Raw genomic sequence first — 24,335 nt, 5'->3', positions numbered from 1 at the left:
ATAGTTGGGAAAGTTAGGGCGTTGTCCAATTTTCAGAAAAAAAGAGGCCCTCCTGAACAGGAGGCCTCCGGTTTGTATTATTCGTTGGTCATTTCTTCGTATTGCTCGGCTGTCATGAGTTTTTCGATTTCACTCATGTCAGAAGGCTCGATAACGATCATCCATGCTTTTTCGTATGGGGATTCGTTGACGAATTCCGGGCTGTCGGAAAGGTCTTCGTTTACTTCGACTACTTTGCCGCTAATTGGAGCGTAAAGTTCGGAAACGGTTTTGACGGACTCGACGCTGCCGAATGGCTCGTCCGCTGTTATTTCATCGCCGACCTCAGGCAGTTCTACGAAAACGATGTCGCCAAGTTCGGATTGCGCGAAATGCGTGATGCCGATCCGCACTTTTTCCCCTTCAACCTTTACCCATTCATGCTCTTCTGAATACCGCAAATCCTTTGGTGTACTCATTGCAATCCCTCCATATGTCCATTTTTGTCTATTATCGATTGTTCATCGATACTACCATGAATGCCGAGATCGGCACAGGCACCTAAAGCCACATTTCTTTGTAGTCCTCTTCCTTGAATCCGACGGTGACTTTTTTCCCATCAGTCAGTATCGGCCGTTTGAGGAGCATTCCGTCCGAAGCAAGGATATCAAGCAGCTCATCTTCGGAGGCTTTCTTAACTTTATCCTTCAAACCAAGTTCACGGTATTTTTGGCCGCTTACGTTGAAAAATTTCTTTAGTTCGAGCCCGCTTTTTTCGTAAAGGTCCTTTAGTTCGTCCCTTGACGGCGGCTGCTCGACGATATGTACCGCTTCATAGGATAAGCTGTGCTCATCCAGCCATTTTTTTGCGTTTCTGCATGTCCCGCACTTCGGGTACCAATAAAACATTAAAGCCAACTGCATCACCCCTAAAGATTCTTCCCCTGAAATAGTATCATATCAGTGAAAAAAATCCTAATCCCGCCCTTTGCTGATAAGGCGCAACTTACTTATTCGTCATGTTCCCGCAAATTCCTGCATGCATTTTCATTTCGCCACCAAATTGCCATATTCTTTTGGCGGAGGAAACGGGGAACCCTAGTTTTGATTCAGTTTTATTTTCTGCCTGAAACGGTGGAACGAATCAGGCCTTCAATTTAGATTTTCATCGTGATACGGAAACGGTCCGTTTGCTAAAATTTCACAGAGTTGAATGCCAGCCCTACCCTTAAAGCAGCCCGACGAGTTTCAATCCGTGCAGAATGCCACCGTCATTAACATGGATGGTTTCATACTTTGCGGCTTTTTTCACTTCCGGTACGGCATTTCCCATGGCAACGCTGTTCGGGACGAATGAAAGCATTTCGATGTCGTTCAGGCCATCGCCAAATGCATAGGCATTTTCAATGGACAATCCCATGGCGGAGACGAGTTTTTCAATCCCCTTCGCTTTCGAACCGCCAGCAGGAAGGACATCGACGGATAGTGGGTGCCAGCGGATAAAATCAAATTCGCTAAATGCTTTTTCATAGCGAAGCTCCTCATCATGCTGGCAGAAAAGAAGTGTCTGATAAATTTCCCGGTTCCTGAAATAGTCAGGGCCATGCGAAGGTTGTTTTGAAAGCTTGAGCGTACCCATGCTTTCGTCAATCCAGTTATGCTCAGGAACGCTTGTTTTCATATCAAACGGATCCATATAAACTAGGGGATGATTATTTTCAGCAGCTGTTAAGGTAATCTGTTCAAGCGCCCGCTCATTCATTGGGTTACGGTGAACCGATTCGCCCCGGAGGACGACGTATTGTCCATTAAAGGAAACATATGTATCAATGCCAAGTTCCTCGCGGAGTTCTTCAAACATGAACGGCCCGCGTCCGGTCGCAATCGCAACCTCGTGGCCCAGTTCCTTTAGCTTGAATACGGCTTCCTTTGTCGATGCTGGTAGACGTTTGTCATCATCAAGCAAAGTCCCGTCAATATCAAAGAAGATTATGCTTTTTTCCATGTCCAACACCTTTCTTTTTTTAGAAAAATCCCGCACACTTGCGTTCATTCTTCCCATTGTACAGAAGTACGCATGAATTATCCACCAAGCCGACGCACCAGTTTTCAATAGCCTGCAGGGCGGCAATGCTATATAATTTAGAAAAAAGAATCGGAGGTCATTCATGCTTGAGAATGAGGGAGCAACAGCCGCCCAGCAAAAGAGAAAAGCAACGCTCACCCGTTTAGGCGTCGTATTGATTATTGTATCGTGCATTTTCTATGCGGCCATCCTGCTCGTCCCGCTTAGTTCGTTTTCAACCGGGACAAAGGTTGCGGTTACCGGTGGCCTTGTCATTGCCGGAGAAGCCACCTTTTGGATCGGCGGCATTATCCTCGGCAAAGAAGCCGTAACACGTTACCGGAAAAGCTTAAATCCGATGAATTGGTTTAAAAGTGGGGTTCAAAAAAAGGATTAGAAAACCATGGCGCCTCTCATGCATGAATGAGGGGGATGCCATGGTTTTTTCTTTTTATCGAGGTATTTTTGGGATGGGGATTGGGCGATTTATTGTTTCATTTATGATGTGGCTGCTTTTAGGCCTTGATACGGGGCTAAAGACCGTTTCAGACACGATCCTTGGCGAAATGGTCTTGATACGTGGCCTAGAGACCGTTTCAGACACGATTCTTGGCGAAACGATGTTGATACGGGTTCTAAAGACCGTTTCAGGACACGTTTCCCACCGAAACGGTCTTGATACGGGTTCTAATGACCGTTTCAGGACACGATCCCCCACGAAACGGTCTTTACGCAGGGTCTAATGACCGTTTCAAAACATGATCCTTGGCGAAACGGTCTTTACGCGGGGCCAAAAGACCGTTTCAGGACACGATCCCCCGCGAAACGGTCTTTATGCGGGGTCTAAAGACCGAATGAATTAGTTTTGAGATGGAATCGTCTTTACAAACCTTTAGAAGACGATTGGAAGAGGAACATCGGTCTTTACAGGATATTTAATGGTGTATTCCAAACGATCTTTGTGGTCTTAATAACAGTTTACCCTCATTGCCTGAAGAAGTTGATTTCACAGGAACCCCTCAAGGTGTTTTCGTATGACCTTCGACCAGGCCAGGACTCGGTCGGCCGCTCCTTTTGGTTCACCCGCAAGGTAAACCTCCGAAATGGCCATCGCCCAATCGCGGGATATTGGAACAGCTGGCTCTTCCCTCCTGATCCTGACAGGACCGTCCGACAACAAGGATACTTTACGGCGGATATCGCCCCCAGCTAGTTGATGGTCGTATGCCTCGCAAAAAATGGTACAAAGCCCTGTCCAAGCTTCTTCCGTAAATGATGATGAATGTTGGATATTGAAGCACGCGACTGTCCAAAAATGCCGTCCGAGCAAATCAGGGTCGGACTGCTCCCAAGCGAGAATTTGTTCAAGCTGTCCACCGCAATCAAGCCCATTTGCTTCTGGTGCGCCGCATTCCGGACACCGGTTGTTATAATTGATTTCCTTGTTCATCCTATCACCCCTTGTTTTTGTTTTTTTCTAGGTATTTAAAGTCATTTATAGTGAATGAGCGGCTCTGAATATATTTTCATAAATAGCGCCATTAAATCCGGCTTTCGCTATTAGCGCAAGCTTTCAACAGGCCTAATTTAATTTTTTAAAAAATACCCACTATCCACATTTTACCACCCAGACCTGCATGGAGCCAGGAACAGGATTCTCTCCAAAATGTTACAAACTTCTCCAAATAAATAGGACAAATTCATCTATCTTTCTCTCTCTAAAACTAGTAATTTGTAAAATATCAGAAATATTTGTAACGATATAGAAATATAATCGACTATATAGATGAGAGGCGAATTTTTACGAAACAGAGGGGAAAAAGATGAGAAACCTGCTTGCCAACAAGAAGATACAGACATTATTGATTTGCCTAGCCTTTATTCCACTTGTTTTTGGGATAAGTATGGCTGCCGGGGCCTATGCGTCCAAAGCAGGGACGGCAAAGACTGACAGCACCGCCGTTACGGGGATAAAAAACGAACTCGCGGCGGAGTTTCGCAATTATGGAACAATGCTTCACCCCGTAAAACTAGTTTCCCCGCCACTTGAGAGAAGTAAAAGTACCCAGGCATCCGCCGCTTCCAAAAACATTGGGGTACCGTCTGAAAAGCAGGCGCAGCCAGCAAAGATTGCACAGAATACTCAAGTACCCTCTAAGCACGAAAGGCAACCGGGAACAAATCCCGCGCAGGCTTCGGATCCTGCCCAGAAATCGGCATCAAATTCGGCACAAACTTCAAAACGTGTACAGAATCATGCTTCAAATCAGGCCGAGGCTGCAAAAACTGCCCAGAGCCCGGCTTCAAACCAGGATCAAGGTACAAAAATTGCCCAGAGCCTGGCTTCAAACCAGGATCAAGGTACAAAAATTGCCCAGAGGTCGGCTTCAAACCAGGCGGAAACTGCAAAACCCGCTCAGCAACAGGCTCAAAATCCTGATCCGGCCCAAAAGCCTGGACACGAAGAAACAAGCAACTCAACGCCAGCTCCCGCCCAAAGCAAACCTTCAGCTAAACCTCCCGCTCCATCTGGGAAACAACGAGAGCTTTACCTGACATTTGACGACGGCCCGCATCGCGTTTCAAACCAAATCCTCGACTTGCTCGACAAATACAATGCAAAGGCCACTTTCTTTCTGCTCGACGGGAACATGAAACAATATCCCGTTCAGGTCAAACGGATGGCGGCTTCCGGCCATAGCCTCGGCATGCACGGAGTCAGCCACAACAAGCAAAAGTTTTACCATTCCGCACAAACCGTTGTAGCGGAAATGGACCAGGGAAAGGATACAATAAAAAGGATTACGGGAATTGATACGGCGTTAATCCGTACCCCTTTCGGCAGTTCTCCGTATATGACGGCTGATTATAAGAGGGCTGTTGCCGAACACGGATACAAAATGTGGGACTGGAATGTCGACAGCCGGGACTGGTATTACCGTGACCGCCGCTTCGTCGACAGCACGATTGAACAAATCGAAAAGCAAAAGGGGAAACCGGGGCCGATTGTGGTGCTTTTGCATGAACGGGAGGAGACGCTCGCCAACCTGCCAGCATTGTTGGATTATTTAAAAAGCCAGAATTTCAAACTCGTGCCTCTCACGTCAAGCATGGTACCGATTCAATTCAAGTAGAGTTCAAGCCTTTTAAAAATTATGAGATTAATAGAATGAAACGGGCGGAATTTAACACTCCGTCCGTTTTACTTTGAATAAAAATGAAGGTAATCCCCCATTATGGGGAATCCAAGTTATTTGACACGTAGATTCTACGTACTCCCTTTTCTAACAAAAAAACCCGCACCAACAGCTCGTGCTGGTACAGGCTTTGCATTCTTATCGTAATAAATCCGTGAATTTCCGGAAAGCGCGCTTTCCTGCTTCGGTTTGTTTGAAGACGCCGGCATCCTCGAGAACCCTGGCGAATTTAGCGCCGACATGCTGCCGGATAATCGCTGGTGCTGTATGAAGCGACAATTCGGCGGAGTGCCTTTGCTTCAATTCATCCGCCCAGGCGAGGTGGTAATCCTTCACATCCGCCTCTTCGCCGAGCAAGTACTTTTCGATTTTCTTCAACTCGGATTGGAGCCTTGCCGGCAGAACGGCAAGCCCCATGACCTCAATGAGGCCGATGTTTTCTTTTTTAATATGCTGGACATCACTGTGCGGATGGAAAATGCCAAGCGGATGTTCAACGCTCGTCCGATTGTTGCGGAGGACAAGGTCCATCTCAAACTGGTGGCCACGCTTCCTCGCAATCGGCGTGACCGTGTTATGCCTCGTCTGGCTAGTATAAGCTTCGATTCCCGCTTCCGGGTCGCTGTAGCATTTCCACGATTCGTAAATCTTGTCTGCGGCGCTAACAAGATCGTTTGGGTCGTTCCCGCGCAGCCGGATGACGGACAGCGGCCATTTCAACGCTGCCGCTTCCACGTTCGGGAATCCTCCGACGGGAAACGAGTAGATTTCTCCCGCCCTCGCCATCGCGAATTCGTATTTTCCGCCCTGGTAATGGTCATGGCTCAATATCGATCCCCCGACAATCGGCAAATCTGCATTCGAACCGAGAAAATAGGCGGGGAATTGCGCAACGAATTCAAGCAGCCGCGTGAACGCCGCCCGGCCGATTTTCATATCGCGGTGCTCGGCGCTGAGGACGATACAATGCTCGTTGTAGTACACATACGGCGAGTATTGGAGATACCAGGGCTCTCCCCCAAGCTCGAGCCCGATGATCCTATGGTTTGAGCGCGCCGGATATCCGATCCTACCCGCGTATCCTTCATTTTCGATACAAAGGAGGCATTTTGGATATGCAGGGGCGCGGTTTTTCATTTCCCGTTCAAGGGCAATTTGTTTCGGGTCCTTCTCGGGCTTTGAAAGGTTGATTGTAATATCAAGCGTTCCGTAGTCCGATTCATACGTGTAGCTGATGTTTTTGGCAATCTGTTTCGTCTGGATATAATTGCTGTTTTTGCTTAGCTCGTAAAAATAATCCGTCGCTAGGTTCGGATTCGTTTTGTATTTTTCATAAAATAAGGCATTGACATCCGAAGGCCTTGGAATGAGGACATTCATGATCTTACCGGTAAAAATCTCCCGTTCGGAATCCAGGCCGCCGATGATTTCCTTTTCGGCGGCATATTCAGCGAGCGCCTCGAGGAGATCTGGAATCCCCTTGCTGTCCGGGCCCGCGCTGTTTTCGATAAATTCGTCCAGTTCCAGGAGGGCCATGATCTGGTTGCGCGCGTAGATTTCATCCTGTTGTTCGATCATATCGCAGGCAAGCGCCCGGTCGAGCAACGCCTGTATCGCCTGATAAACCTCCATGCCAAGCCCCCCTATCCTTTATAGCCTTCTGGGTGATTCCGGTGCCATTTCCAGGCGTCCTCAAGGATTTGTTCAACCGAAGTCCGTTCCGGTTTCCAGCCCAGCACCTGTTTTGCTTTTTCGGAGGAGGCGATCAGCCTGCTCGGGTCACCGCTTCTTCGGGGAACGACCTTTGCCGGTATTTCATGGCCGGTCACTTTCCGGGCCGCTTCAATCATTTCCTTAACCGAGAATCCCTGTCCGCTGCCGAGATTGATGATTTCGCTCCCTCCCCCATTTTGCAAATACCTTAGCGCGAGGATATGGGCATCAATCAAGTCTTCGACGTGAATATAATCCCGGATGCATGTCCCGTCCTCTGTATCATAATCGTCGCCGAAAATGGAGATAGCCTCCCGCTGGCCAAGCGGAACCTGGAGGATGAGCGGGATCAGGTGGGTTTCCGGCTGGTGGTCCTCGCCAATTTCACCGGTGTGCCTTGCCCCTGCCACGTTAAAATAGCGGAGCGACACATAGTTCATTCCGTAGGCAATCTCACACCACTTCATCATTTTTTCCATCGCCAGCTTCGTTTCGCCATATGCGTTTGTGGGGCTCGCAGGCATGTCTTCCGTAATCGGCATGACCGATTGCTCCCCGTACGTCGCCGCGGTCGAGGAGAAGACGATGTTTTTTACACCAAATTCAACCATCGTTTCAAGCAGTACTTGGGTTCCGTACACATTGTTATTAAAATACTCAAGCGGTTTTTCCATCGATTCGCCGACAAGCGAGTTCGCGGCGAAATGCAGGACCCCTTCTATCTCCTCTTTTTCAAAGACCCCGCGCAAAAATTCCTTGTTACGGATGTCTCCCTTGTAAAACTTCGCCTTTGGATGGACGGCCTCCGCATGGCCAGTCTGGAGATTGTCCACCACAATTGCGTCATACCCCTGGTCAGTCAGCTGATAGACGGCATGGGAGCCAATATAGCCCGCGCCGCCAAGCACCAAGATGCCCATCATTTCACCTCCGCCGTAAGTTCCTTCGTGCCATCCCCAATATGGGCGACATAAAAGCTTGCATCATAACCGATTTTGTTCCTGTAGGCTTCGCCGACCGCTTCGATGAACGAATTTACCTCGTCAGCTTCGACAAGCGCTATCGCGCAACCCCCGAATCCGGCGCCTGTCATCCTCGCGCCAAGAGTGCCGTTTTGCTCCCAGGCAGCTTCAACGAGTGTATCAAGCTCGATTCCGGTTACCTCGTAATCTTCCTTCAGGGATTGGTGCGACGCATTCATCAATTTTCCGAAGCCCTCCAGGTTTCCTTTCTTCAGCTCGGAAAGGGCATTGATTGTGCGTTCATTTTCATATACCGCGTGCTTGGCCCTTTTTTGTAAAATGTCATCCGGGATGAGATGCATATGCGCATCGAATTGCTGCCCGGTCAGCGCACCTAGTGACCGTATATTAAGACCCTTTTGCAAAAAGGCTAGGGCGCTTTCGCACTGGCTGCGCCTTTCATTGTACTTTGAATCGGCAAGCTCGCGCCGTTTGTTCGTATTCATGATGATAATTTTGCAGCCGTTCAAATTAAGCGGCGCGTACTCATACTCAAGCGTCTCACAATCGAGGAGGATGCCGCAATCTTTTTTTCCCATCCCGACAGCGAATTGGTCCATAATTCCGCTGTTGACGCCGATGAATTCATTTTCAACCTGTTTGCCAAGCTTCACGAGCGAAATTCTTGGTATCTCAAGGGCAAACAGTTCATTGGTGATAACACCGATCAGCATTTCAAGGGATGCCGAAGAAGATAGCCCGGCTCCGTTCGGGATGTTCCCTTTAATAAGGATGTCCATTCCGGCCGGGATGCCCCAATCCGCTTCGATTATATAGCGGATCATTCCTTTGGGAAAGTTCCCCCACGTTTGGGCCGGATCATAATCTAATTCGTCGAGGCTGAATTCAATCATTCCTGCTTCCGGGAAGTTTTTTGAAAAAAGGCGGACACGGCGATCGGCGCGCCTTTTGGCAACACCATACGTCCCATACGTGATTGCGCATGGAAAGACACGGCCGCCGTTATAATCTGTATGCTCGCCAATTAGATTGATCCTGCCCGGCGAGAAAAAACAACGGACTCCTTCCGTGTCCCCGTAAGAAAAAAGTTCTCGGAATTCTTTCGTTAATTGTTGTAGATCCATAATCTCTTCCCCTTACTAATAGGTTTTGCGAAGGGCGTCTCGATGTTGGCGGCACTCCATTAGAAACTGCTTTTCCGGATCACCAGTTCCGTGCCGATGAAAATCTTTTTGGCGACCCTTCGCCCATCAATCCGTTCTAGCAGCAGTTCAAGGGCCGTTTCTCCCATCAGCTCTGTATGGACTTTCAAGGTTGACAATGCCGGGAATACATATTTTGATACGCTTATATCATTAAGTCCAATGATGTTCACACGCTCGGGAACAGGGATGTTTTCTTCATGGAGCGCACGGAGGCAGCCAATCGCGATTGAATCATTCCCCGCAAAAAAAGCCGTCGGCAGCCTTTCCCCGAGAATGCTAATTACCTGTTTCATAAGGCTGTACCCGCTTGCGACCGAAAACGAGCCAATGTAAATCATTTCGTTCTGCAACAGCCCTTTTTCGGCCATATAGGAACGGAAACTCATTTCCCTTTGATCGGCAATCTCTACGGAGCTTCCTTTGTAAGTCTCGCGCCCGCCAATATAGCCGATTGATTTATGGCCCTTTTCATTCAGGTAATCGATGATTTTCTTCGACGCCTTATCAAAATCAATAATGACCGAGTCGTACACTTCATCATCCGGATTGCAATCGGCAAAGACGATATTCCGGGTGACCCCGGCGATTTCGGCAACCTGCCCGAGGCTGAATTTGCCAATCGCGATGATTCCCTGCAGTTGGTCGAATTTAATGTCCTTCAGTTCATCGTAAAAATAATTTGCGAATTGAATGTCTTGCTGTTGGCATCTCCGTTCAATGCCATGCCTGATGGACAGATAGTAAAGGTCTTCCATCTCTTCCTTTTCGGTATACCAGTGGATAATCGCGATTTTTTTCGCGGCTGTTTTTTTGGCGGGCCGTTTTTTATAGGACAGCTCTTCCGCCGCTTCCATTATCCGCTTTCTCGTCTCATCTGTGACCGAAAGCGCCGGGTCATAATTCAAAACCCGTGATACCGTTGCGATTGAAACCCCTGCCAGTTCGGCGATGTCCTTAATCGTTGCCAGGGTGCATCCCTCCTTTCCCCGTCCACACTATTCCAGGGACGATAGTTTTCGCACTTCCGATTACTTCTATTTTATCTTATTTAGTAAAATAATCAATTTATTTTACTAATAATTTTAATTAATATTCGTAGGTTGCTACATCGTGTTGACACAGCGGCAAGGCAAAGCGCAAGGTGAATAGGATTCGATAAAAAGTAAAAGGCTGCAGCAAGCGAAATCAAAAGGGCGGAAGCTTTTACTGGAGTGTTCCTTCCCTCATGAGCTTTTGTGTTGGGGGAATCAGCGACATTTAAGAAGAATTGAAGTATAAGGGGCCACGGAAGGAATTTTCGATTATTTTTTTACTAAAGTTTTACAAGAATAGAGAAATGCGAAGAAAAGCCCCCTTGCCAGGACAAAATATATTCACAAGAGGGCCAAGAATCCCAGATTCTCTATCTTTCCCATGTAAAGGAAAAAACTTTTTGAAGGTGGTTGTTTTGGTTTTCGATATAGGTGTTACTATATTCGTTTTTGGTGTAGTAGGCCTCGTTTTGTTGTTTGAGCAGCTTTAGAAGCTCGTTATAGGTGTTTTTGTCTGCGAGACGGAAAGACAATATTGGGCCGAGCTGCTCATTTGCATGCACGGGCAGATCCCTTAAGTAAGCGAGATGCCGGAGGATTCTATTTTGGAACTCCGGCAATCCTCTCCACTTTTCGATGTCTTCAGGCCTTATGGCATAGTTCATATTTCCGGTTCGGTCGTTTTCGACCCTGCCCATGTCCAGGAAATCCCCAAGAGGAAGGCCCATTACAGAGAAAGACAATTGCCTCCCTTTGTATTGCTGCTGTTCGGATTGGATCATGGCCCAAACCCTGACTAGATTCCCTACGATTAACTGCTCAAAAAACGGGGAACGTTTTCCGGTTGTTCCAATATACACTTCGATTTCGACCCCAGCCCAGTTGTTTGTCCTCGTGAACGATAAAAAGTCCTCCTCTTCTCCGAAGAAACAAACGAACAATGGAATAAAAAGAATTTCACCTTTTAAGCCAAGTCCACCAGCCGCTAGTGATTCTCTGTTAATCTCAATTTCAATCATTTCCTGCGGCAAATTGAACGAAAACCGCTGGCTCCCGTTATAACGGAGCAATTGTTGGACCGTGTTGTCGGCAAGAGGGCTCCATAAATCGAACACGAAACTCCTATTCAGCATGTCCCTGTTGTCGGCTGGTAAAATAACATTTGCCGGGTCATCGTAAAATTCGCGCGGGAGCGGCTTTAGAGCAAGGGCATCAAAATAAAGAAGCCTTCGGGACTCGGCATCATAAATTTTTTCCCGTTTTTCATACGACTCCTCGCCATTCTTCAACACCTTGTAACGTCCATCCACGCCCTTGATATGGCCAATCGATTCAAGATGGGTGAGCGTTTCCGAAAGAATCCGTGACCCTCCTGGAAGGCCAAGCCTAACAGACAATTCATCCTGTGTAGCCACATTCCCCTCATGTAGAAAGCGGGTGATGAACCATTCGAGGCTCTCATAAGGCTCACTCATCCGTTCTTTCAAAATGACAGGGAGGTTATAGATGGGATAATCAAGCTGGATCAGCCTGCCGAGCGGCCTTTGATTTTCCCTGTTCCGCATCATGCCAAGCGGGGATTTTATACGAGCTGTCGCCACGGGGCTTCACCTTCTTTCAAAAGGAGCTTGGCATCTACATATTGTCCGTGCCTGCGGATATAGTTCCTGAGATTTTTAAATAAAACGGCTGACCGTTTGTCTTTAGCGTTCGCGAGAGTTTCCATGTCCCCTATCAAGACGAGAAGCGATTTGCAACGGGTCATCGTCACATTCAGGCGCCGGAGTTCCCTGAGGAAGCCGATTTCAAAATCAGGGCTGCTCCTCGTAAAACTGAACAGGATGATTTCCTTTCCGCGCCCTTGGAAGCTGTCGACCGTATCAATTTCAACACCGGATACAATTTTCCTGATATCCTCAGGGGAAAATCCGGCCTCCTTTAGCATCGAAGGCAAATGGCCCTCAATAATCATCTTCTGCTTTTTATAAGGTGTTACAATGCCGATATCTTCCGGCTTTCGGCCATATTTCAGGATTTTAATCAATTCCTGCGCGGCCAGGTATGCCTCAAGCTGATTGAAATAGACGAGATGGTCCTCGTCCGGGATGCATTGCTGGAATCGCTCATCACATTGGGCTGTATCGATAAATACAAGCGGGGATTCGTATAGATTCCATCCAATCGTCCGTTGCTCCGGGCTAACCCCTGATTTGTATTCCCCGTTGTAAAATTCAGTTGAAATGAACGAAGCCACAAGCGGATGCATCCTAAATTGTGTATCGAGCATAACCTTATGTGAATCGGGGGCATTGTAATAAAGCTCTTCAAACAGGCTTTTTTCAATCCATTCGCTAGGCAATTCCATTTCCCTGAATTCCTTTGCGAGATTGGAGTCGGAGACCGGCGGCAGCTGCATATGGTCGCCAATCAGGATAACCTTTTTGGCCCTCGCCATAGGCACGAGCACATCAAAAATCGTAATCTGGCCTGATTCATCAATAATGACCGTATCAAATTCGGTATCCCTGAATTCCGGGGACGTGTCAATCCCGATGCATGTAGCCCCGAGGACCGGCACTGTCCTCAGGAGCAAGGGATAAAGCGATTGCTGCCTCTCCTGCAGTTCATCAATCCAGTCGGCGGAAATCGATGTTTGCTTTTGGAACGAGTCCAACGTGTTGGCGGCTTTTAGCTGAATTCGGCGCCAGTTTTCTTCTTCAGCAAACTCAAGGACTTTTTCCGGTTCAAGGTATCCTTCAAATTTCGCCCTTAGCATCAATAGGTGCGTATTTTCCTGGCTTTCCTCCCCGGCAAGCCGTTCAAGAAGCTCTTGATAAACATTATTTTCCTGAAGGGCGGCTTTTAATTTCGTTTCGGCTTTTATTTCAATGCCTTCTGTGTTTATTTTTAAAAAAGGGAGGAGCTTATTCGTTTTCCTAAGTGCGGCCAATGGCCCGAATAAATGGAACAGCTTCCATTTCTCCTTTTTTTCAAGCTTCCCAAGGCTTTCCCGGAATTCGGCCGCTTGTCTGTGAATCACCTGAAAGCGGCTCACATCTTCGGACACTTCCCCAAGGAGGAGGTTAAACTTCTCCGCGCGAGTGCGTTCCGTGTGAAGGTGCTTCTGGTCCTCTGCGCAGCGTATAATCATGTTTTCCTGAAGCTTGACGGCAACGCGGTCGAGGAGGACCTCCTGTACCTTGGCTACCTTCACCTTTTCTTCGCGGCCAATCCTGACACAGTCGATGCCATCATCAATTAATTGTTCGAGGACATTGTCAACGGCGAGGTTGTTTTTCGAGCTGATGAGCACCCGCTCCCCTTTTCCAATCAGGCGGCGGACCATTTCAACAATGATGGTCGTCTTTCCTGTTCCTGGGGGCCCCTGGACGAGAAGAAAATCATTTGTCGCGACCGCCTTTTCAACCGCCTCCTCTTGTTTGGGCAACAAAGCGCCGCCTTTCGGTTGCCCTGTGCCTGTTGCATGGTAGGTTTCAAATTCTTTATGGACGAGATAGTTTAATAGTTTTTCATTTACACTCTGTCCATCAATGAGCTCCTGTACAGTCCTTTTCTGAACGCGGTACGTTGTATTGTTTGGTACAACCAGCAAATAGCCCTGTTTCGGAATTTTCCCATAATCGACACTGTGGGCAAAGGAGAGAATCGTTTCGTTCTCATCCGAGCGGGTCACTTTTCCGACAATCAGCTCTTCATACGATAATGGAAACGGGTCAGGAGAAATGGCCAGGTCATTGTAAGCATATTTTTCATCAATCGCTACCTTGAAGGAATACGATACGCCTTTTACTTGGGAAGAAACGGCTTCCGTGAACCGGCTATAATAAAAATACTTCTTTTTCGTTTCCGCGAAATCGTTATCTTCCTGCTTATTAATCATCTGAATCAGCTGGGAGGCCCATTCCTGTTCAGCATGTTTCCGCCGCCTTTGTTCGAAGCTGTCCTCGCGTGATTCCTGTTGGAGCTTGCCGAGTTTCAGCGAGAGTTTAGTAAGGTCGGCAAAGACAAAAGCGGCATTCCGGTTCTTTTGCATGTTGAAATTTTCCCCGGAAAACACAAACGGTTGTTCAAGCAAGATAAGCCGGAGCCCGTAACGGACCATCCGGGTGCGGTCGGCGGCATTGCGTTTTTTCACGCCATTGACCCGGAATGCGGCATTTCCATGGGCGGGGCTGTCGTATTTTTTGCATAACAGCTTGTAATCCTTCGTATGGAGCTGAACGTTCTCCTCGCCACGGAATTCAGCCCACAGCCACTCGCTATCTTTTATTTGCGCGAGAATGAGGGGAACATTCCCCGCTTCACCCGCGGAAACCTGGAAATTGAGCACCCCCGATGCCCGTATCGTCCTGCCTGACAATGCATCGCCAATGATGCCGCTCATATGTTAATCACCACTCTTTCAAGCCTTCGTGCGACCTCAATCATTGATTTCGGCCGTTTTTCCGGCGAAAATTGCATGCAATGGGCCATCAGTTCCTTTAGGCCAACCGGGATGGTTGGTGACTCAGGAAAGTCTAGGACGACTCCCCCTTTTTGTAAAATTTCTCCCTTTTCAAACGGGCGTTTCCGATAAACCATTAAGTAGAGCAGGACGCCGAATGAAAAAATATCATAGGCTGGCGTCGGCCTGTGGTGAAGTGTGACCGCTTCCGGAGGTGGAAAGACATCCGTTCCCGCCTTGATCAGCACGCCGACACGCTGGAAGGATAGGCCAAAGTCGATGATTTTGACGTTTCCGGCTTCATTGACAAAAATATTATTGTCCGACAAATCCCGATGGATAATCCCGAGCCGGTGAATCGCACTATACGCCTTGGCGATGTTCGCGGCAATTCTGATTCGTTGTCCGAGGGTAGCCTCATCTGAAAAGATGAGCTCGCTTACGGAGGATCCTTCTGCTTTTTCCATTGCGAAAACGACTTCGAAATCGTCGATGAAAAATTCTCTTATTTTCGCCGTACAATCAAGCTGAAGAAGATTCCGCATAATCCGGATTTCTTCCTGGAACATATTTTCAATGGCGATCTTTTTCTTGGTGTTTTTCATATCGGCTGGGTCGATCAGGAAAATCTGTTTGATAACGACTTCCTCTCCTGTTTGACGGTGTTTTCCGAATGACAGGGACGACTCATAAAACTCGGTTTCTTTTTCGGTGCCGGGAATCGGATCAAAAATGTCGTAGTTGTCGTAGAAGTTTGGATTGAACATTATAGCCCCCAGAGCTCCTCTAAAAATTCCCACCCGAAATCGCGGTCTTTTTGGCTGATGCTGATCAGGCTTTCCACCGCAAAAGCAAATTCCTCCGGGACGCCCGGAACAAGCTTGTCGAGCGTATCATGCTTCAGGTCGATGTCGGATTTATACGGATACTTGCCTGCAAGGAACTCATAGGCGATGATACCAAACGAATAATAGTCGGTATGGAAATCGATATCCGCCTTCCGCTCCTCGACATTCGTTTCCGGTGCTGCGTAGGCATTCTTTTCATCAAAGGGAATTCCCGCACCGACGGTTGGTTCGCCTACAATACGCGAGTAATCGAAATTGATGATTTTCAGTTTTTGGTCATCCGTATAGAGGATGTTGCGCGGGGTCAAATCACGGTGGAAAACCCCCTGCCTGTGGATGGAACGGAGCGCTTTGAACAATTCCTTCAGGAGTGCCATTTTCTCATCAAGCGGCCGTGCTTTTTTTATCAGGGAAAAGAATGAGGTATGGCCGACCCACTGGGTTGTCGAGCATATGTAATCGCCATACGTGAATGGGCTCGCATGGTAATAAAGAACGTATGGGTTGTCCTTTAGATTTGCCCGGACCTTCGTATCCCGTTTTGTGATCGTCAAAAACAGCTCCTGGTCTTCCTTCAGGAGCGCTGGGTTGATTTCATGTACCTTTAGGAAATACTTTTGGTCAAATTCGTCAACGGCTTCGTACACGTGATAATTGGATTGTGCAAAAAGCAAACGCTTCGTTACATAGCCGCCGACATCAATATTGATCGATTGCCCGGTAAACTTCACCTCGCGGATGCCAAACGACTCATACACGATCGTGATGTCATTCGGCGTCAATTCCGGCTGGCCTTCCATCCACACTTTTGAAATTGTATCCATATGGTGGATGACTTCATTCGTCCCGCCCTGGTCTATTTCGTATGCCAATTCGTTTCTCGGGCTTGTAAATAATATAACGGGACGGACCGACACCCGTTTTCCCAAGCGCCTTTGCGCCTTACGATTGACAAACGAATGGAGAGTTCGCGACTGCGATGCGGCCTGAATAATCGGATTATCGATCGTCTTCTGCTCACCTGTAATGGTCCTTGTCACAAGCTTTGTGCTCATATTGCTGATAGGGGTAACAATCGTTCCCCGATACGATTTCATTTCTATGTTAAAAATCCCTTTCGGGCAAATCAGGATAACATCCATTTCCTGGTCCTTTATGTATCCATCCTTCGGCACAAGGGCACCGACAATGATAATATGGTTTTCACGCGGCAGCTTTTTCTTTAGCTCCTGGATGGCCCGCTTCTCATTCTCTTTTGGAACTCCGGCAAAAACAACTTTGGATTCCACTCTCATCCCCCCAAACAACGAACTAGTATTTCTTTGGATGCCACTTTCATTCTCACTAACTAGTATTTCCTATTTCGACAATATCTACCTTTTTTCCTTTATTTTCTTAAAAGTAAGGCCATTTATTAATTTGGCGAATCGAACAGGGCAGTCCGCTAATCCAAAAATTGGTCTTCTGGCGCATTCGTTCTCTATAATGAAGGTGGTTGGATATTTTTTGAGGAGGGGTTGTTATGTTGAAGGAAGCTCGTCAGACCGTCTTTGTAAATGAGTTCACGAATGGCATTTTGGATCCCGGGGAAGATATGTTGGGTCCTTTGAAAAATGGAGGCCATATTGTGGCGAATACGGCACCAGGCTGCTGGGGGCCGATGATCACCCCCTGCTTGAGAGGCGGGCATGAGGTGACAAAGCCCGTCTATGTCGAGGGCGCGGAAGTCGGTGATGCGATTGCGATCCGCATCAAGTCCATCGATGTCACATCGATGGGCACATCATCGGGAAATGACTCGCCAGTCGAGGGAAGATTTATCGGCGATCCGTTTGTCGCAGTGAAATGCCCGGGCTGTGGAACGCTTTATCCCGACACGAAAGTCGTTGGGTCAGGCCCGGAGTCAGTAAGGTGCGCGAATTGCGATACCGATGTTACACCGTTCATTTTTACACATGGCTACACGATTGCGTTCGATTCTGAGCGAAAAGTAGGCATTACGCTTGATAAGGCCGCGGCTGAAGAAGCGGCAGCACAGGGCAGGAGTTTCATGAACACACCTGAAAATTCAGTGCAAAATCCGATTGTCGCATTCGCTCCACATGATATGGTCGGCACCGTTGCCAGACTTCGCCCGTTCCTCGGCCAGCTCGGAACGACCCCGGCGCGACGGATGCCGGATTCACATAATGCGGGTGATTTCGGGCAATTCCTCGTGGAGGCCCCGCATGAATACAGCATCTCCCGCGAACAATTGGAGGACCGGACTGATGGCCACATGGACATTAACAGGGTTCGCGAAGGCGCCGTCCTGATTTGTCCTGTGAAAGTTGAGGGCGGCGGAGTTTACATTGGCGACATGCATGCGATGCAGGGGGATGGTGAAATCGCCGGCCATACCGCCGATGTTGCAGGAATCGTAACGCTCCAGGCCATTGTCATCAAAGGATTGAAGATAGATGGCCCGATTTTGCTGCCAGTTCCGGAAGACCTCCCCTACCTTGCGAAACCGATTACGAAAAAAGAAAAAGAATCCGCCATGTCACTTGCAAGGCAATGGGGAGTTAACAAGCTGGAGGAATCACTGCCAATCTCATTCATCGGGACCGGGGCCAACCTTAATGACGCCACCGCAAATGGGCTTGAACGCGCGGCGAAAGCTCTAGGAATCACTGTCCCTGAAGTGATGAACCGGGCCACCATCACCGGCTCAATCGAAATCGGCCGCCACCCGGGCGTCGTCACCGTTACCTTCCTCGCACCCGTAAAATACTTGGAAAGGCTCAATCTCGCCCATTTAATCAAAGACCACTATCGAAGCATCCTCGAATAAAAGGGGTAAGCTGCCTGGCACCATGGCGAACGTTTTTTTGTCCTTGTTTGTGCCAAGTACCGTGGTTGGACTTATTGTCCCTTTTTGGGGCCTAGAAGCGCGGCTGGACTACTATTGTCCCGGTTGGATGCCCGTTACTTTGGCTGGACTTATAATGTCCCAGCTGGGGGTCCGGCACATTGCAAAAACATTAAATTTTTTTTAAGTGTTTGACATTTTTGTTTTTAAGGGTTACAGTAGGACACAGGAAATTTCGAAAAGCGAATATGTTACCTTCTTATCAAGAGAGGTTGAGGGACTGGCCCTATGACACCTCGGCAGCGGACATATTAGTCTGTGCCAAATCCAGCAAGCGCGGCTTGATAGATAAGAAGAGGCGAACTTGATCAATTCTGTCCTCTTCTTTGTGAAGAGGCTTTTTATTTTCCTAAAAACATCACCCTATACGATTTCATTCTTATCCAGAGAGGTTGAGGGACTGGCCCTATGACGCCTCGGCAGCGGACATGTTTGTCTGTGCCAATTCCAGCAAGCGAAAGCTTGGGAGATAAGAAGAGACCTTGGTTGCTTTTGTCCAAGTGTGCCCTCTTCTGTCTCGCCGGAAGAGGGCTTTTTTATTTTCCAAAACGGGGTGCGTGGAAGACTGGGTGGATAACCCTCGGAGTGCGTTGGCGCAAAGCATTTTTTCCCAAAAGAAAAAAAACAAACATACATTTTGTGACAAGGAGGCAGGCAGATGATTGAGTTTCAGCAGGTGCGGAAGGTTTATGGCGAGGGCAGCGGGAATCAGGTTGCCGCGCTTGACGGGATTGATTTGAAGGTGAATACGGGCGAGATTTTCGGGGTGATCGGCTTCAGCGGTGCGGGAAAGAGTTCTCTGATCCGCTGTGTGAATTTGCTTGAGCGGCCGACTTCAGGCAAGGTGATTGTCGATGGGAATGACCTTACTGCCCTTTCGGCAAAGGAAGTCCGGGAGGTAAAGAGGAATATCGGGATGGTTTTCCAGCATTTCAATCTCCTTAATTCGAAGACGGTGTTCGCGAATGTGGCGATGCCACTTGTTCTCGCGAATACGCCGAGTAATAAAATCAGGAACCGGGTTTACGAGCTGCTTGAGTTTGTCGGGCTTGCCGATAAGGCGGACAGTTACCCGGATCAGCTTTCGGGCGGGCAAAAGCAGCGGATTGGGATTGCGCGCGCTTTGGCGACACAGCCGTCGATCCTGCTGTGCGATGAGGCGACTTCGGCACTTGACCCGCAGACGACAAGCTCGATTCTTCAGCTTTTGAAAAAGATTAACAAGGAGTATAACATCACAATCTTGATGATCACGCACGAGATGTCGGTCATTAGGGAAATCTGCGATCGGGTGGCGGTCATTGAGGCGGGGAAAATCATCGAACAGGGTTCAGTATTCGAAGTGTTCTCGGCACCAAAAACGGAGACTGCGAGGAATTTCGTGAGCTCGGTTATGAATGATCGCATTCCAGATTCGGTCAAGAAGCTAATTGAGCAAAACGCTGGGCTGCAAAAGGTGTACCGAATAAATTTTGTCGGCGAGTCGGCCGGCCAGCCGCTCCTGTCCCAGCTTGCGAAAAAGTTCGACCTTGATGTGAACGTGCTGTTCGGGAATATTACCGAGCTGCAGGGGACGCCGTTCGGCAACCTTATTGTCGAGTTCCAAGGAACCGAGAAGGAAATCATCCGTGCCCTCAACTTTATTCATCAGCAGAATGTCAACATAAAGGAAGTGAAAGCACATGCTAGTTAATTCGGACCAAATCATAGAGGCACTCATCGAAACGTTGCAGATGGTGGGATTTTCGCTTGTTTTCTCGGCTTTACTTGGCATCCCGCTTGGAATCGCGCTCGTTGTCACCCGGAAAGGGCATTTGCTTGAGAATGCACCTGTCTTTAATGTTCTAAATGGCACGATCAACGTTTTGCGCTCAATTCCATTTATCATTTTGCTAGTTGCAATCATTCCAATTACAAGATTCATTGTCGGTACGTCAATCGGAACGGCGGCAGCGATTGTCCCGCTCGTTTTCTACGCCGGTCCATATATTGCAAGGCTGGTAGAAAATTCGCTTCTTGAAGTCGACCCCGGGGTCATTGAGGCGGCACAGGCAATGGGTGCCTCCCCATGGCAAATTGTGTTCAGGTTTATTTTACCGGAAGCATTGAGCTCCCTCATCCTTGCCTTCACGATCGCGACAATCGGTCTGATCGGAGCCTCGGCAATGGCGGGCGCGATTGGCGGCGGAGGCCTTGGCGACCTGGCCATTACATACGGCTACCAGAGGTTTGATACGAAAACAATGCTGATTACAGTCGGAATTTTGATCGTGATGGTCCAAGGCTTGCAATCAGCAGGAAATTTAGCAGCAAAGAAAATCAGAAGACGATAATCAGGAGGAATTTTACCAATGAAAAAAATCACATTAGCAATCCTTGTTCTTGTCCTTGCAGTGTTCAGCGCGGCATGCTCAAACTCTTCATCCGCAAAGGGAGAAAAAACGGTAAAAGTGAAACTTGGAGTGAGCGGCACGGATCACCGTGTATGGGATTTCGTGGCGGAAAAGGCGAAGAAGGAAGGCATCGAGGTTGAAATCGTCACGTTCTCGGATTATGTCCAGCCGAACCTGGCGCTTGCTGAAGGTGAATTGGATGCGAACTCGTTCCAGACCGTTTCGTATTTCGACGCGTTCATCAAGGAACATAAGCTTGACCTTGTGCCAATCGCGACAACACAAATTGCTCCGATGGGGATTTATTCGAAAAAGTACAAAGATGTAAATGATATTCCAAAAGGCGGCAAAATTGCGCTTGCCAACGAAGCAACAAACATGGGACGGGGCCTTCTCCTTCTCCAGGAAGCGGGATTGATCAAGCTTGAGGAAGGTTTTGACGGCATTGGCTCCCTTGATAAAATTGTTGCAAATCCAAAGAAACTCGAGCTTGTTCCAATGATTGCCGGCCAGACGCCACGGGTTATGCCGGATGTGGCCGCTTCGATCATCAATAACGGGGTCGCCGTTGATGCAGGCCTGACGCCTCGTGAGGACGCAATCTTCCTTGAAAGCGAAACCGCTACCCCATACATCAACATCATCGCGGTCCGTGAAGAAGACAAAGACAACAAAACCCTAAAAAGACTTGCTGAACTGTACCAGGAAGACGATGTAAAAGAATTCATCGAAAAAGAATACAAAGGCAACTCCATTCCAACCTTCGTCCCACTCAGCAACATTGGGTGGTAAGTGAAGCTGGGGACTGCACCTTTCCTACATTCGGTTTTTGAAAGGATATGTATATACTCTTCGGAACCTTGCGGTTGATTTCCGCTCCGGGCACACGCTTTCCGCGGGGCGTCAGTGGAGCCTCCTCGGCGCATGCGCCTGTGGGGTCTCCACCTTGCCGCTGCATCCCGCAGGAGTCGGTGCCCTTCGCTCCAATCAACTTACATGAAATCTAAAAAAGTTATGTCATCCTTATTCCCACTGATAGATAATCTGTTGATTTAGCCGAATGGGAGGAATGGTCTCCTTTCTTCCCTCAATTTATAGAATAAGGAGGAAGGTAAAATGGCAGCACCGGCAAAATCGATAACCGATTTGAAAAATGCAATCATTGAAAACATCGAGAAAAAGCGGGACATCTACATTGCGACAAGCCAGGCAATTCATGCCCGACCGGAAATCGGCAATCAGGAGTTTTTCGCTTCCTCCCAACTGGTTAAACTTTTGCAAGAGGAAGACTTTGAAGTCGAAAAAGCAGTGGCCGGCCATGAAACTTCCTTCCTGGCACGTAAGAAATCAGCCAAGCCCGGCCCTTCGATTGCGTTCCTAGCGGAGTATGACGCCCTGCCTGGCCTGGGCCATGCCTGCGGCCACAATATCATTGGCACAACGAGTGTAGCAGCGGCGATTGCCCTGAGTAAGGTTATTGATGAAACTGGCGGGGAAGCGGTCGTTTTCGGTACCCCTGCTGAAGAAGGGGGCCCGAATGGCAGCGCGAAAGCAAGCTTCGTTAAACATGGGCTTGTCAAAGGGATTGATGCTGCGCTAATGATTCATCCGTACGGTGAAACGAGGCTCTCGTCTACTTCACTTGCGGTTGACCCGCTTGATTTCGAATTCTTCGGTAAACCTGCACACGCTGCCGTGTCTCCACATGAAGGGATTAACGCACTTGATGCAGTCATTCAGCTGTTTAACGGAATTAACGCCCTCCGCCAGCAGCTAACCGATGATGTACGCATCCACGGCATTATCACCCACGGAGGCGATGCACCAAACATCATACCGGAATACGCGAAAGCGCGCTTCTACATTCGTGCGGCAACGAGGAGCGGCTTGAACGAAGTGACCCGGCGAGTGAAAGCTATTGCTGAAGGCGCCGCACTAGCAACCGGAGCAAGGCTGAACGTCATCGCTTTCCAAAACGAAGTTGACAATCTTCTATTAAATAAGAAGTTCGATGCCGTGTTCAAGGAAGTGATCGAGGAACTTGGCGAAACCGTTGCTTCAGGTGGCCGCTCCGGGCTCGCTTCAACTGACGCCGGCAATATCAGCCATGTTGTCCCAAGCATTCATCCTTATATAAAAATCGGCCCGGCCGATCTTGTCGCCCATACGGTCGAATTCCGCGAAGCAGCCGCTTCCCCGCAAGGAGACCAGGCGATAATCACCGGAGCGAAGGGGCTTGCCCTTACAGCTTTGAGGCTCGTAACCGACCCGGAAGTGCTTGCTGCTATTAAGGATGAGTTTACTGAGAGGCAAGCGGCTGAAGCGAGATAGAATTTTTAAAAAGCAGGGGAACTCTCCCCTGCTCTTTTTTGGTGTGCAATGGAGCAGGCGGACTCTCACCGTTTCATCCGAAAACTTGAATGATCCGCAGAATTTGTCTGTCCCCACCTCGTCTTTTCTTTTGGGCAAAATATTGTTATTTGAAACGTGTCCGAACTCTTGAGATAATCAATGTAAGAAAAAATATATGTGAAGCTTGTCAAAATGAGCAAAGTGTTTAGAACTTGTTAGAATATCAATGCAAAAAGAACTGGATTACTAAGCGGCTAAACGCCAAGTTGAACGTTCTTCCTCTGCTGGCGGTCGTTCATTAGTCTTTGTTCAACCAATGGATTAGCTATAAAATATATGAAAAAGGTGAATGGTTTGAATTTAAGTTATCAAGAGTATGGCGATAAGACCGCTCCATTAATGGTGTTTTTACACGGAGGTGGAGTCAGTAGTTGGATGTGGGATAAACAAGTTCAATACTTCAGTCACTATCATTGCATCACAATAGATTTACCAGAACAAGGGGAAAGTAAAAACACCGAAAACTTTTCAATTCAATCAAGTGCAGAAAAAGTAAATGAATTGATCGAAAAAATAGCAGATGGTAAAAAGGTTATTGTTATTGGATTCTCTTTAGGTGCGCAAGTAACCATTCAAATGTTAAGTATGGATCCGAATTCGATTCATTATGCGATTATAAACAGTGCATTAGTTAGGCCTAATTCATATATAAAAAAAATGATAGGGCCGTCAATAAAATTATTCTTTCCATTAGTTAAAAATAAATCCTTTTCAAAACTCCAAGCTAAAACACTTTATATTGATGATGAATACTTTGAAACCTATTACAAGGAAAGTTCTCAAATGAAATCTGAAACACTTATTAGAATACTAGAGGAAAATATGTCATTTGAGATACCTAACGGTTTTAATAAAGCAGTTGGCAAGATTTTGGTTACTGTTGGTGAAAAGGAAAAAGCAATAATGAAAAAATCAGCATTAGATATAGTTTCAGGAAATTCAAATTGTACCGGGATAATGATACCTAATGTTGGCCACGGGATATCATTTGTGAATCCTGATTTCTTTAACCAAATGGTAGAAAAGTGGATACAGGATGGCTCATTACCTGAAGGCGTTGTAACAATAAAAAAATAGAGGAAACCAAGTGAGATGATCCCCCTATAGTAGACAGAAAAAAGAAAGCACTTTAA

Annotated in this window: 21 protein-coding genes and 2 riboswitches; of the genes, 9 read left to right on the top strand and 12 right to left on the bottom strand. The window is 47.8% G+C overall.

Annotated elements, in window-relative coordinates:
- Positions 1-77 precede the first annotated feature (77 nt).
- From gcvH to RB160_RS16455, 3 genes are all read right to left on the bottom strand, one after another.
- Complete coding sequence (gene gcvH, locus RB160_RS16465) at positions 78-458, bottom strand: glycine cleavage system protein GcvH (RefSeq protein ID WP_316571522.1); 381 nt, start codon at positions 456-458, stop codon at positions 78-80.
- A gap of 82 nt (positions 459-540) precedes the next feature.
- Positions 541-897 (bottom strand): arsenate reductase family protein, encoded by a 357-nt coding sequence (locus tag RB160_RS16460; protein WP_316571521.1) that lies wholly within the window; start codon positions 895-897, stop codon positions 541-543.
- A gap of 310 nt (positions 898-1,207) precedes the next feature.
- Positions 1,208-1,984, bottom strand: coding sequence for a Cof-type HAD-IIB family hydrolase (locus RB160_RS16455; RefSeq protein WP_316571520.1), 777 nt, complete (start codon positions 1,982-1,984; stop codon positions 1,208-1,210).
- A 163-nt stretch (positions 1,985-2,147) separates the two neighbouring features.
- Here RB160_RS16455 and RB160_RS16450 point away from each other — a divergent pair, with 163 nt between their 5' ends.
- Both RB160_RS16450 and RB160_RS16445 read left to right on the top strand, forming a co-directional pair.
- Positions 2,148-2,441, top strand: coding sequence for a transporter suffix domain-containing protein (locus RB160_RS16450; RefSeq protein ID WP_316571519.1), 294 nt, complete (start codon positions 2,148-2,150; stop codon positions 2,439-2,441).
- A gap of 40 nt (positions 2,442-2,481) precedes the next feature.
- A complete protein-coding gene (locus tag RB160_RS16445) occupies positions 2,482-2,787 on the top strand; it encodes a hypothetical protein (RefSeq protein WP_316571518.1) in 306 nt (101 codons plus the stop codon).
- Between the two features lie 263 nt (positions 2,788-3,050).
- Here RB160_RS16445 and RB160_RS16440 read toward each other — a convergent pair whose 3' ends face one another.
- Positions 3,051-3,494, bottom strand: a complete 444-nt coding sequence (locus tag RB160_RS16440) for a DUF5946 family protein (protein WP_316571517.1) — start codon at positions 3,492-3,494, stop codon at positions 3,051-3,053.
- 373 nt (positions 3,495-3,867) lie between these two features.
- Here RB160_RS16440 and RB160_RS16435 point away from each other — a divergent pair, with 373 nt between their 5' ends.
- Positions 3,868-5,178 carry a polysaccharide deacetylase family protein gene (locus tag RB160_RS16435; protein ID WP_316571516.1) on the top strand — a complete coding sequence of 437 codons (1,311 nt, stop codon included), beginning with the start codon at positions 3,868-3,870 and terminating at the stop codon, positions 5,176-5,178.
- Positions 5,179-5,379: 201 nt separating this feature from the next.
- Here RB160_RS16435 and galT read toward each other — a convergent pair whose 3' ends face one another.
- The 8 genes from galT to RB160_RS16395 all read right to left on the bottom strand — a co-directional run bounded on the left by galT (position 5,380) and on the right by RB160_RS16395 (position 16,775).
- Entirely contained in the window at positions 5,380-6,873 is a 1,494-nt protein-coding gene (gene galT, locus RB160_RS16430; RefSeq protein ID WP_316571515.1) for a UDP-glucose--hexose-1-phosphate uridylyltransferase, read from the bottom strand.
- An 11-nt stretch (positions 6,874-6,884) separates the two neighbouring features.
- Positions 6,885-7,874 (bottom strand): UDP-glucose 4-epimerase GalE, encoded by a 990-nt coding sequence (gene galE / locus RB160_RS16425; protein WP_316571657.1) that lies wholly within the window; start codon positions 7,872-7,874, stop codon positions 6,885-6,887.
- Entirely contained in the window at positions 7,874-9,061 is a 1,188-nt protein-coding gene (locus RB160_RS16420) for a galactokinase (protein WP_316571514.1), read from the bottom strand. Before RB160_RS16420 ends, galE begins: the two co-directional genes overlap by 1 nt.
- Before the next feature lie 59 nt (positions 9,062-9,120).
- On the bottom strand, positions 9,121-10,110 hold the full coding sequence (locus tag RB160_RS16415; RefSeq protein ID WP_316571656.1) for a LacI family DNA-binding transcriptional regulator: 990 nt from the start codon (positions 10,108-10,110) through the stop codon (positions 9,121-9,123).
- A gap of 434 nt (positions 10,111-10,544) precedes the next feature.
- Entirely contained in the window at positions 10,545-11,774 is a 1,230-nt protein-coding gene (locus RB160_RS16410; protein ID WP_316571513.1) for a hypothetical protein, read from the bottom strand.
- On the bottom strand, positions 11,756-14,578 hold the full coding sequence (locus RB160_RS16405; RefSeq protein ID WP_316571512.1) for an AAA domain-containing protein: 2,823 nt from the start codon (positions 14,576-14,578) through the stop codon (positions 11,756-11,758). The genes RB160_RS16410 and RB160_RS16405 overlap by 19 nt, the downstream gene beginning before the upstream one ends.
- Positions 14,575-15,405 (bottom strand): serine/threonine protein kinase, encoded by an 831-nt coding sequence (locus tag RB160_RS16400; protein WP_316571511.1) that lies wholly within the window; start codon positions 15,403-15,405, stop codon positions 14,575-14,577. The genes RB160_RS16405 and RB160_RS16400 overlap by 4 nt, the downstream gene beginning before the upstream one ends.
- Positions 15,405-16,775, bottom strand: a complete 1,371-nt coding sequence (locus RB160_RS16395) for an NERD domain-containing protein kinase family protein (RefSeq protein WP_316571510.1) — start codon at positions 16,773-16,775, stop codon at positions 15,405-15,407. Before RB160_RS16395 ends, RB160_RS16400 begins: the two co-directional genes overlap by 1 nt.
- A 233-nt stretch (positions 16,776-17,008) precedes the next feature.
- On the opposite strand from RB160_RS16395, the gene RB160_RS16390 reads away from it, so the two are divergent.
- The 6 genes from RB160_RS16390 to RB160_RS16365 all read left to right on the top strand — a co-directional run bounded on the left by RB160_RS16390 (position 17,009) and on the right by RB160_RS16365 (position 24,279).
- Entirely contained in the window at positions 17,009-18,319 is a 1,311-nt protein-coding gene (locus tag RB160_RS16390) for an acetamidase/formamidase family protein (protein WP_316571509.1), read from the top strand.
- Positions 18,320-18,593: 274 nt separating this feature from the next.
- A riboswitch (SAM riboswitch) is annotated at positions 18,594-18,692 on the top strand.
- A gap of 81 nt (positions 18,693-18,773) precedes the next feature.
- Positions 18,774-18,873, top strand: a riboswitch (SAM riboswitch).
- 182 nt (positions 18,874-19,055) lie between these two features.
- Positions 19,056-20,090, top strand: coding sequence for a methionine ABC transporter ATP-binding protein (locus RB160_RS16385; RefSeq protein ID WP_316571508.1), 1,035 nt, complete (start codon positions 19,056-19,058; stop codon positions 20,088-20,090).
- Entirely contained in the window at positions 20,080-20,730 is a 651-nt protein-coding gene (locus RB160_RS16380; protein WP_316571507.1) for a methionine ABC transporter permease, read from the top strand. Before RB160_RS16385 ends, RB160_RS16380 begins: the two co-directional genes overlap by 11 nt.
- 18 nt (positions 20,731-20,748) lie before the next feature.
- Positions 20,749-21,582, top strand: coding sequence for a MetQ/NlpA family ABC transporter substrate-binding protein (locus RB160_RS16375; protein WP_316571506.1), 834 nt, complete (start codon positions 20,749-20,751; stop codon positions 21,580-21,582).
- A gap of 324 nt (positions 21,583-21,906) precedes the next feature.
- Positions 21,907-23,121, top strand: a complete 1,215-nt coding sequence (locus RB160_RS16370; RefSeq protein ID WP_316571505.1) for a M20 family metallopeptidase — start codon at positions 21,907-21,909, stop codon at positions 23,119-23,121.
- Between the two features lie 375 nt (positions 23,122-23,496).
- On the top strand, positions 23,497-24,279 hold the full coding sequence (locus RB160_RS16365) for an alpha/beta fold hydrolase (protein WP_316571504.1): 783 nt from the start codon (positions 23,497-23,499) through the stop codon (positions 24,277-24,279).
- The last annotated feature ends 56 nt before the right edge of the window (positions 24,280-24,335 follow it).

Origin of the sequence: Neobacillus sp. YIM B06451 (assembly GCF_032667185.1) — a bacterium.
In the GTDB taxonomy this organism is placed as follows: Bacteria; Bacillota; Bacilli; order Bacillales; family Cytobacillaceae; genus Bacillus_D.
The sequence above is the reverse complement of the archived record's forward strand: the minus strand, read 5'-3'. Positions and strand labels throughout refer to the sequence as shown.

What these genes read in the sequence shown, in the direction of transcription:
- gcvH (WP_316571522.1), bottom strand. Translation starts at nt 458, where the DNA reads ATGAGTACACCAAAGGATTTGCGGTATTCAGAAGAGCATGAATGGGTA.
- RB160_RS16455 (WP_316571520.1), bottom strand. Translation starts at nt 1,984, where the DNA reads ATGGAAAAAAGCATAATCTTCTTTGATATTGACGGGACTTTGCTTGAT.
- RB160_RS16450 (WP_316571519.1), top strand. Translation starts at nt 2,148, where the DNA reads ATGCTTGAGAATGAGGGAGCAACAGCCGCCCAGCAAAAGAGAAAAGCA.
- RB160_RS16445 (WP_316571518.1), top strand. Translation starts at nt 2,482, where the DNA reads ATGGTTTTTTCTTTTTATCGAGGTATTTTTGGGATGGGGATTGGGCGA.
- RB160_RS16440 (WP_316571517.1), bottom strand. Translation starts at nt 3,494, where the DNA reads ATGAACAAGGAAATCAATTATAACAACCGGTGTCCGGAATGCGGCGCA.
- RB160_RS16435 (WP_316571516.1), top strand. Translation starts at nt 3,868, where the DNA reads ATGAGAAACCTGCTTGCCAACAAGAAGATACAGACATTATTGATTTGC.
- galT (WP_316571515.1), bottom strand. Translation starts at nt 6,873, where the DNA reads ATGGAGGTTTATCAGGCGATACAGGCGTTGCTCGACCGGGCGCTTGCC.
- galE (WP_316571657.1), bottom strand. Translation starts at nt 7,874, where the DNA reads ATGGGCATCTTGGTGCTTGGCGGCGCGGGCTATATTGGCTCCCATGCC.
- RB160_RS16420 (WP_316571514.1), bottom strand. Translation starts at nt 9,061, where the DNA reads ATGGATCTACAACAATTAACGAAAGAATTCCGAGAACTTTTTTCTTAC.
- RB160_RS16405 (WP_316571512.1), bottom strand. Translation starts at nt 14,578, where the DNA reads ATGAGCGGCATCATTGGCGATGCATTGTCAGGCAGGACGATACGGGCA.
- RB160_RS16400 (WP_316571511.1), bottom strand. Translation starts at nt 15,405, where the DNA reads ATGTTCAATCCAAACTTCTACGACAACTACGACATTTTTGATCCGATT.
- RB160_RS16390 (WP_316571509.1), top strand. Translation starts at nt 17,009, where the DNA reads ATGTTGAAGGAAGCTCGTCAGACCGTCTTTGTAAATGAGTTCACGAAT.
- RB160_RS16385 (WP_316571508.1), top strand. Translation starts at nt 19,056, where the DNA reads ATGATTGAGTTTCAGCAGGTGCGGAAGGTTTATGGCGAGGGCAGCGGG.
- RB160_RS16380 (WP_316571507.1), top strand. Translation starts at nt 20,080, where the DNA reads ATGCTAGTTAATTCGGACCAAATCATAGAGGCACTCATCGAAACGTTG.
- RB160_RS16375 (WP_316571506.1), top strand. Translation starts at nt 20,749, where the DNA reads ATGAAAAAAATCACATTAGCAATCCTTGTTCTTGTCCTTGCAGTGTTC.
- RB160_RS16370 (WP_316571505.1), top strand. Translation starts at nt 21,907, where the DNA reads ATGGCAGCACCGGCAAAATCGATAACCGATTTGAAAAATGCAATCATT.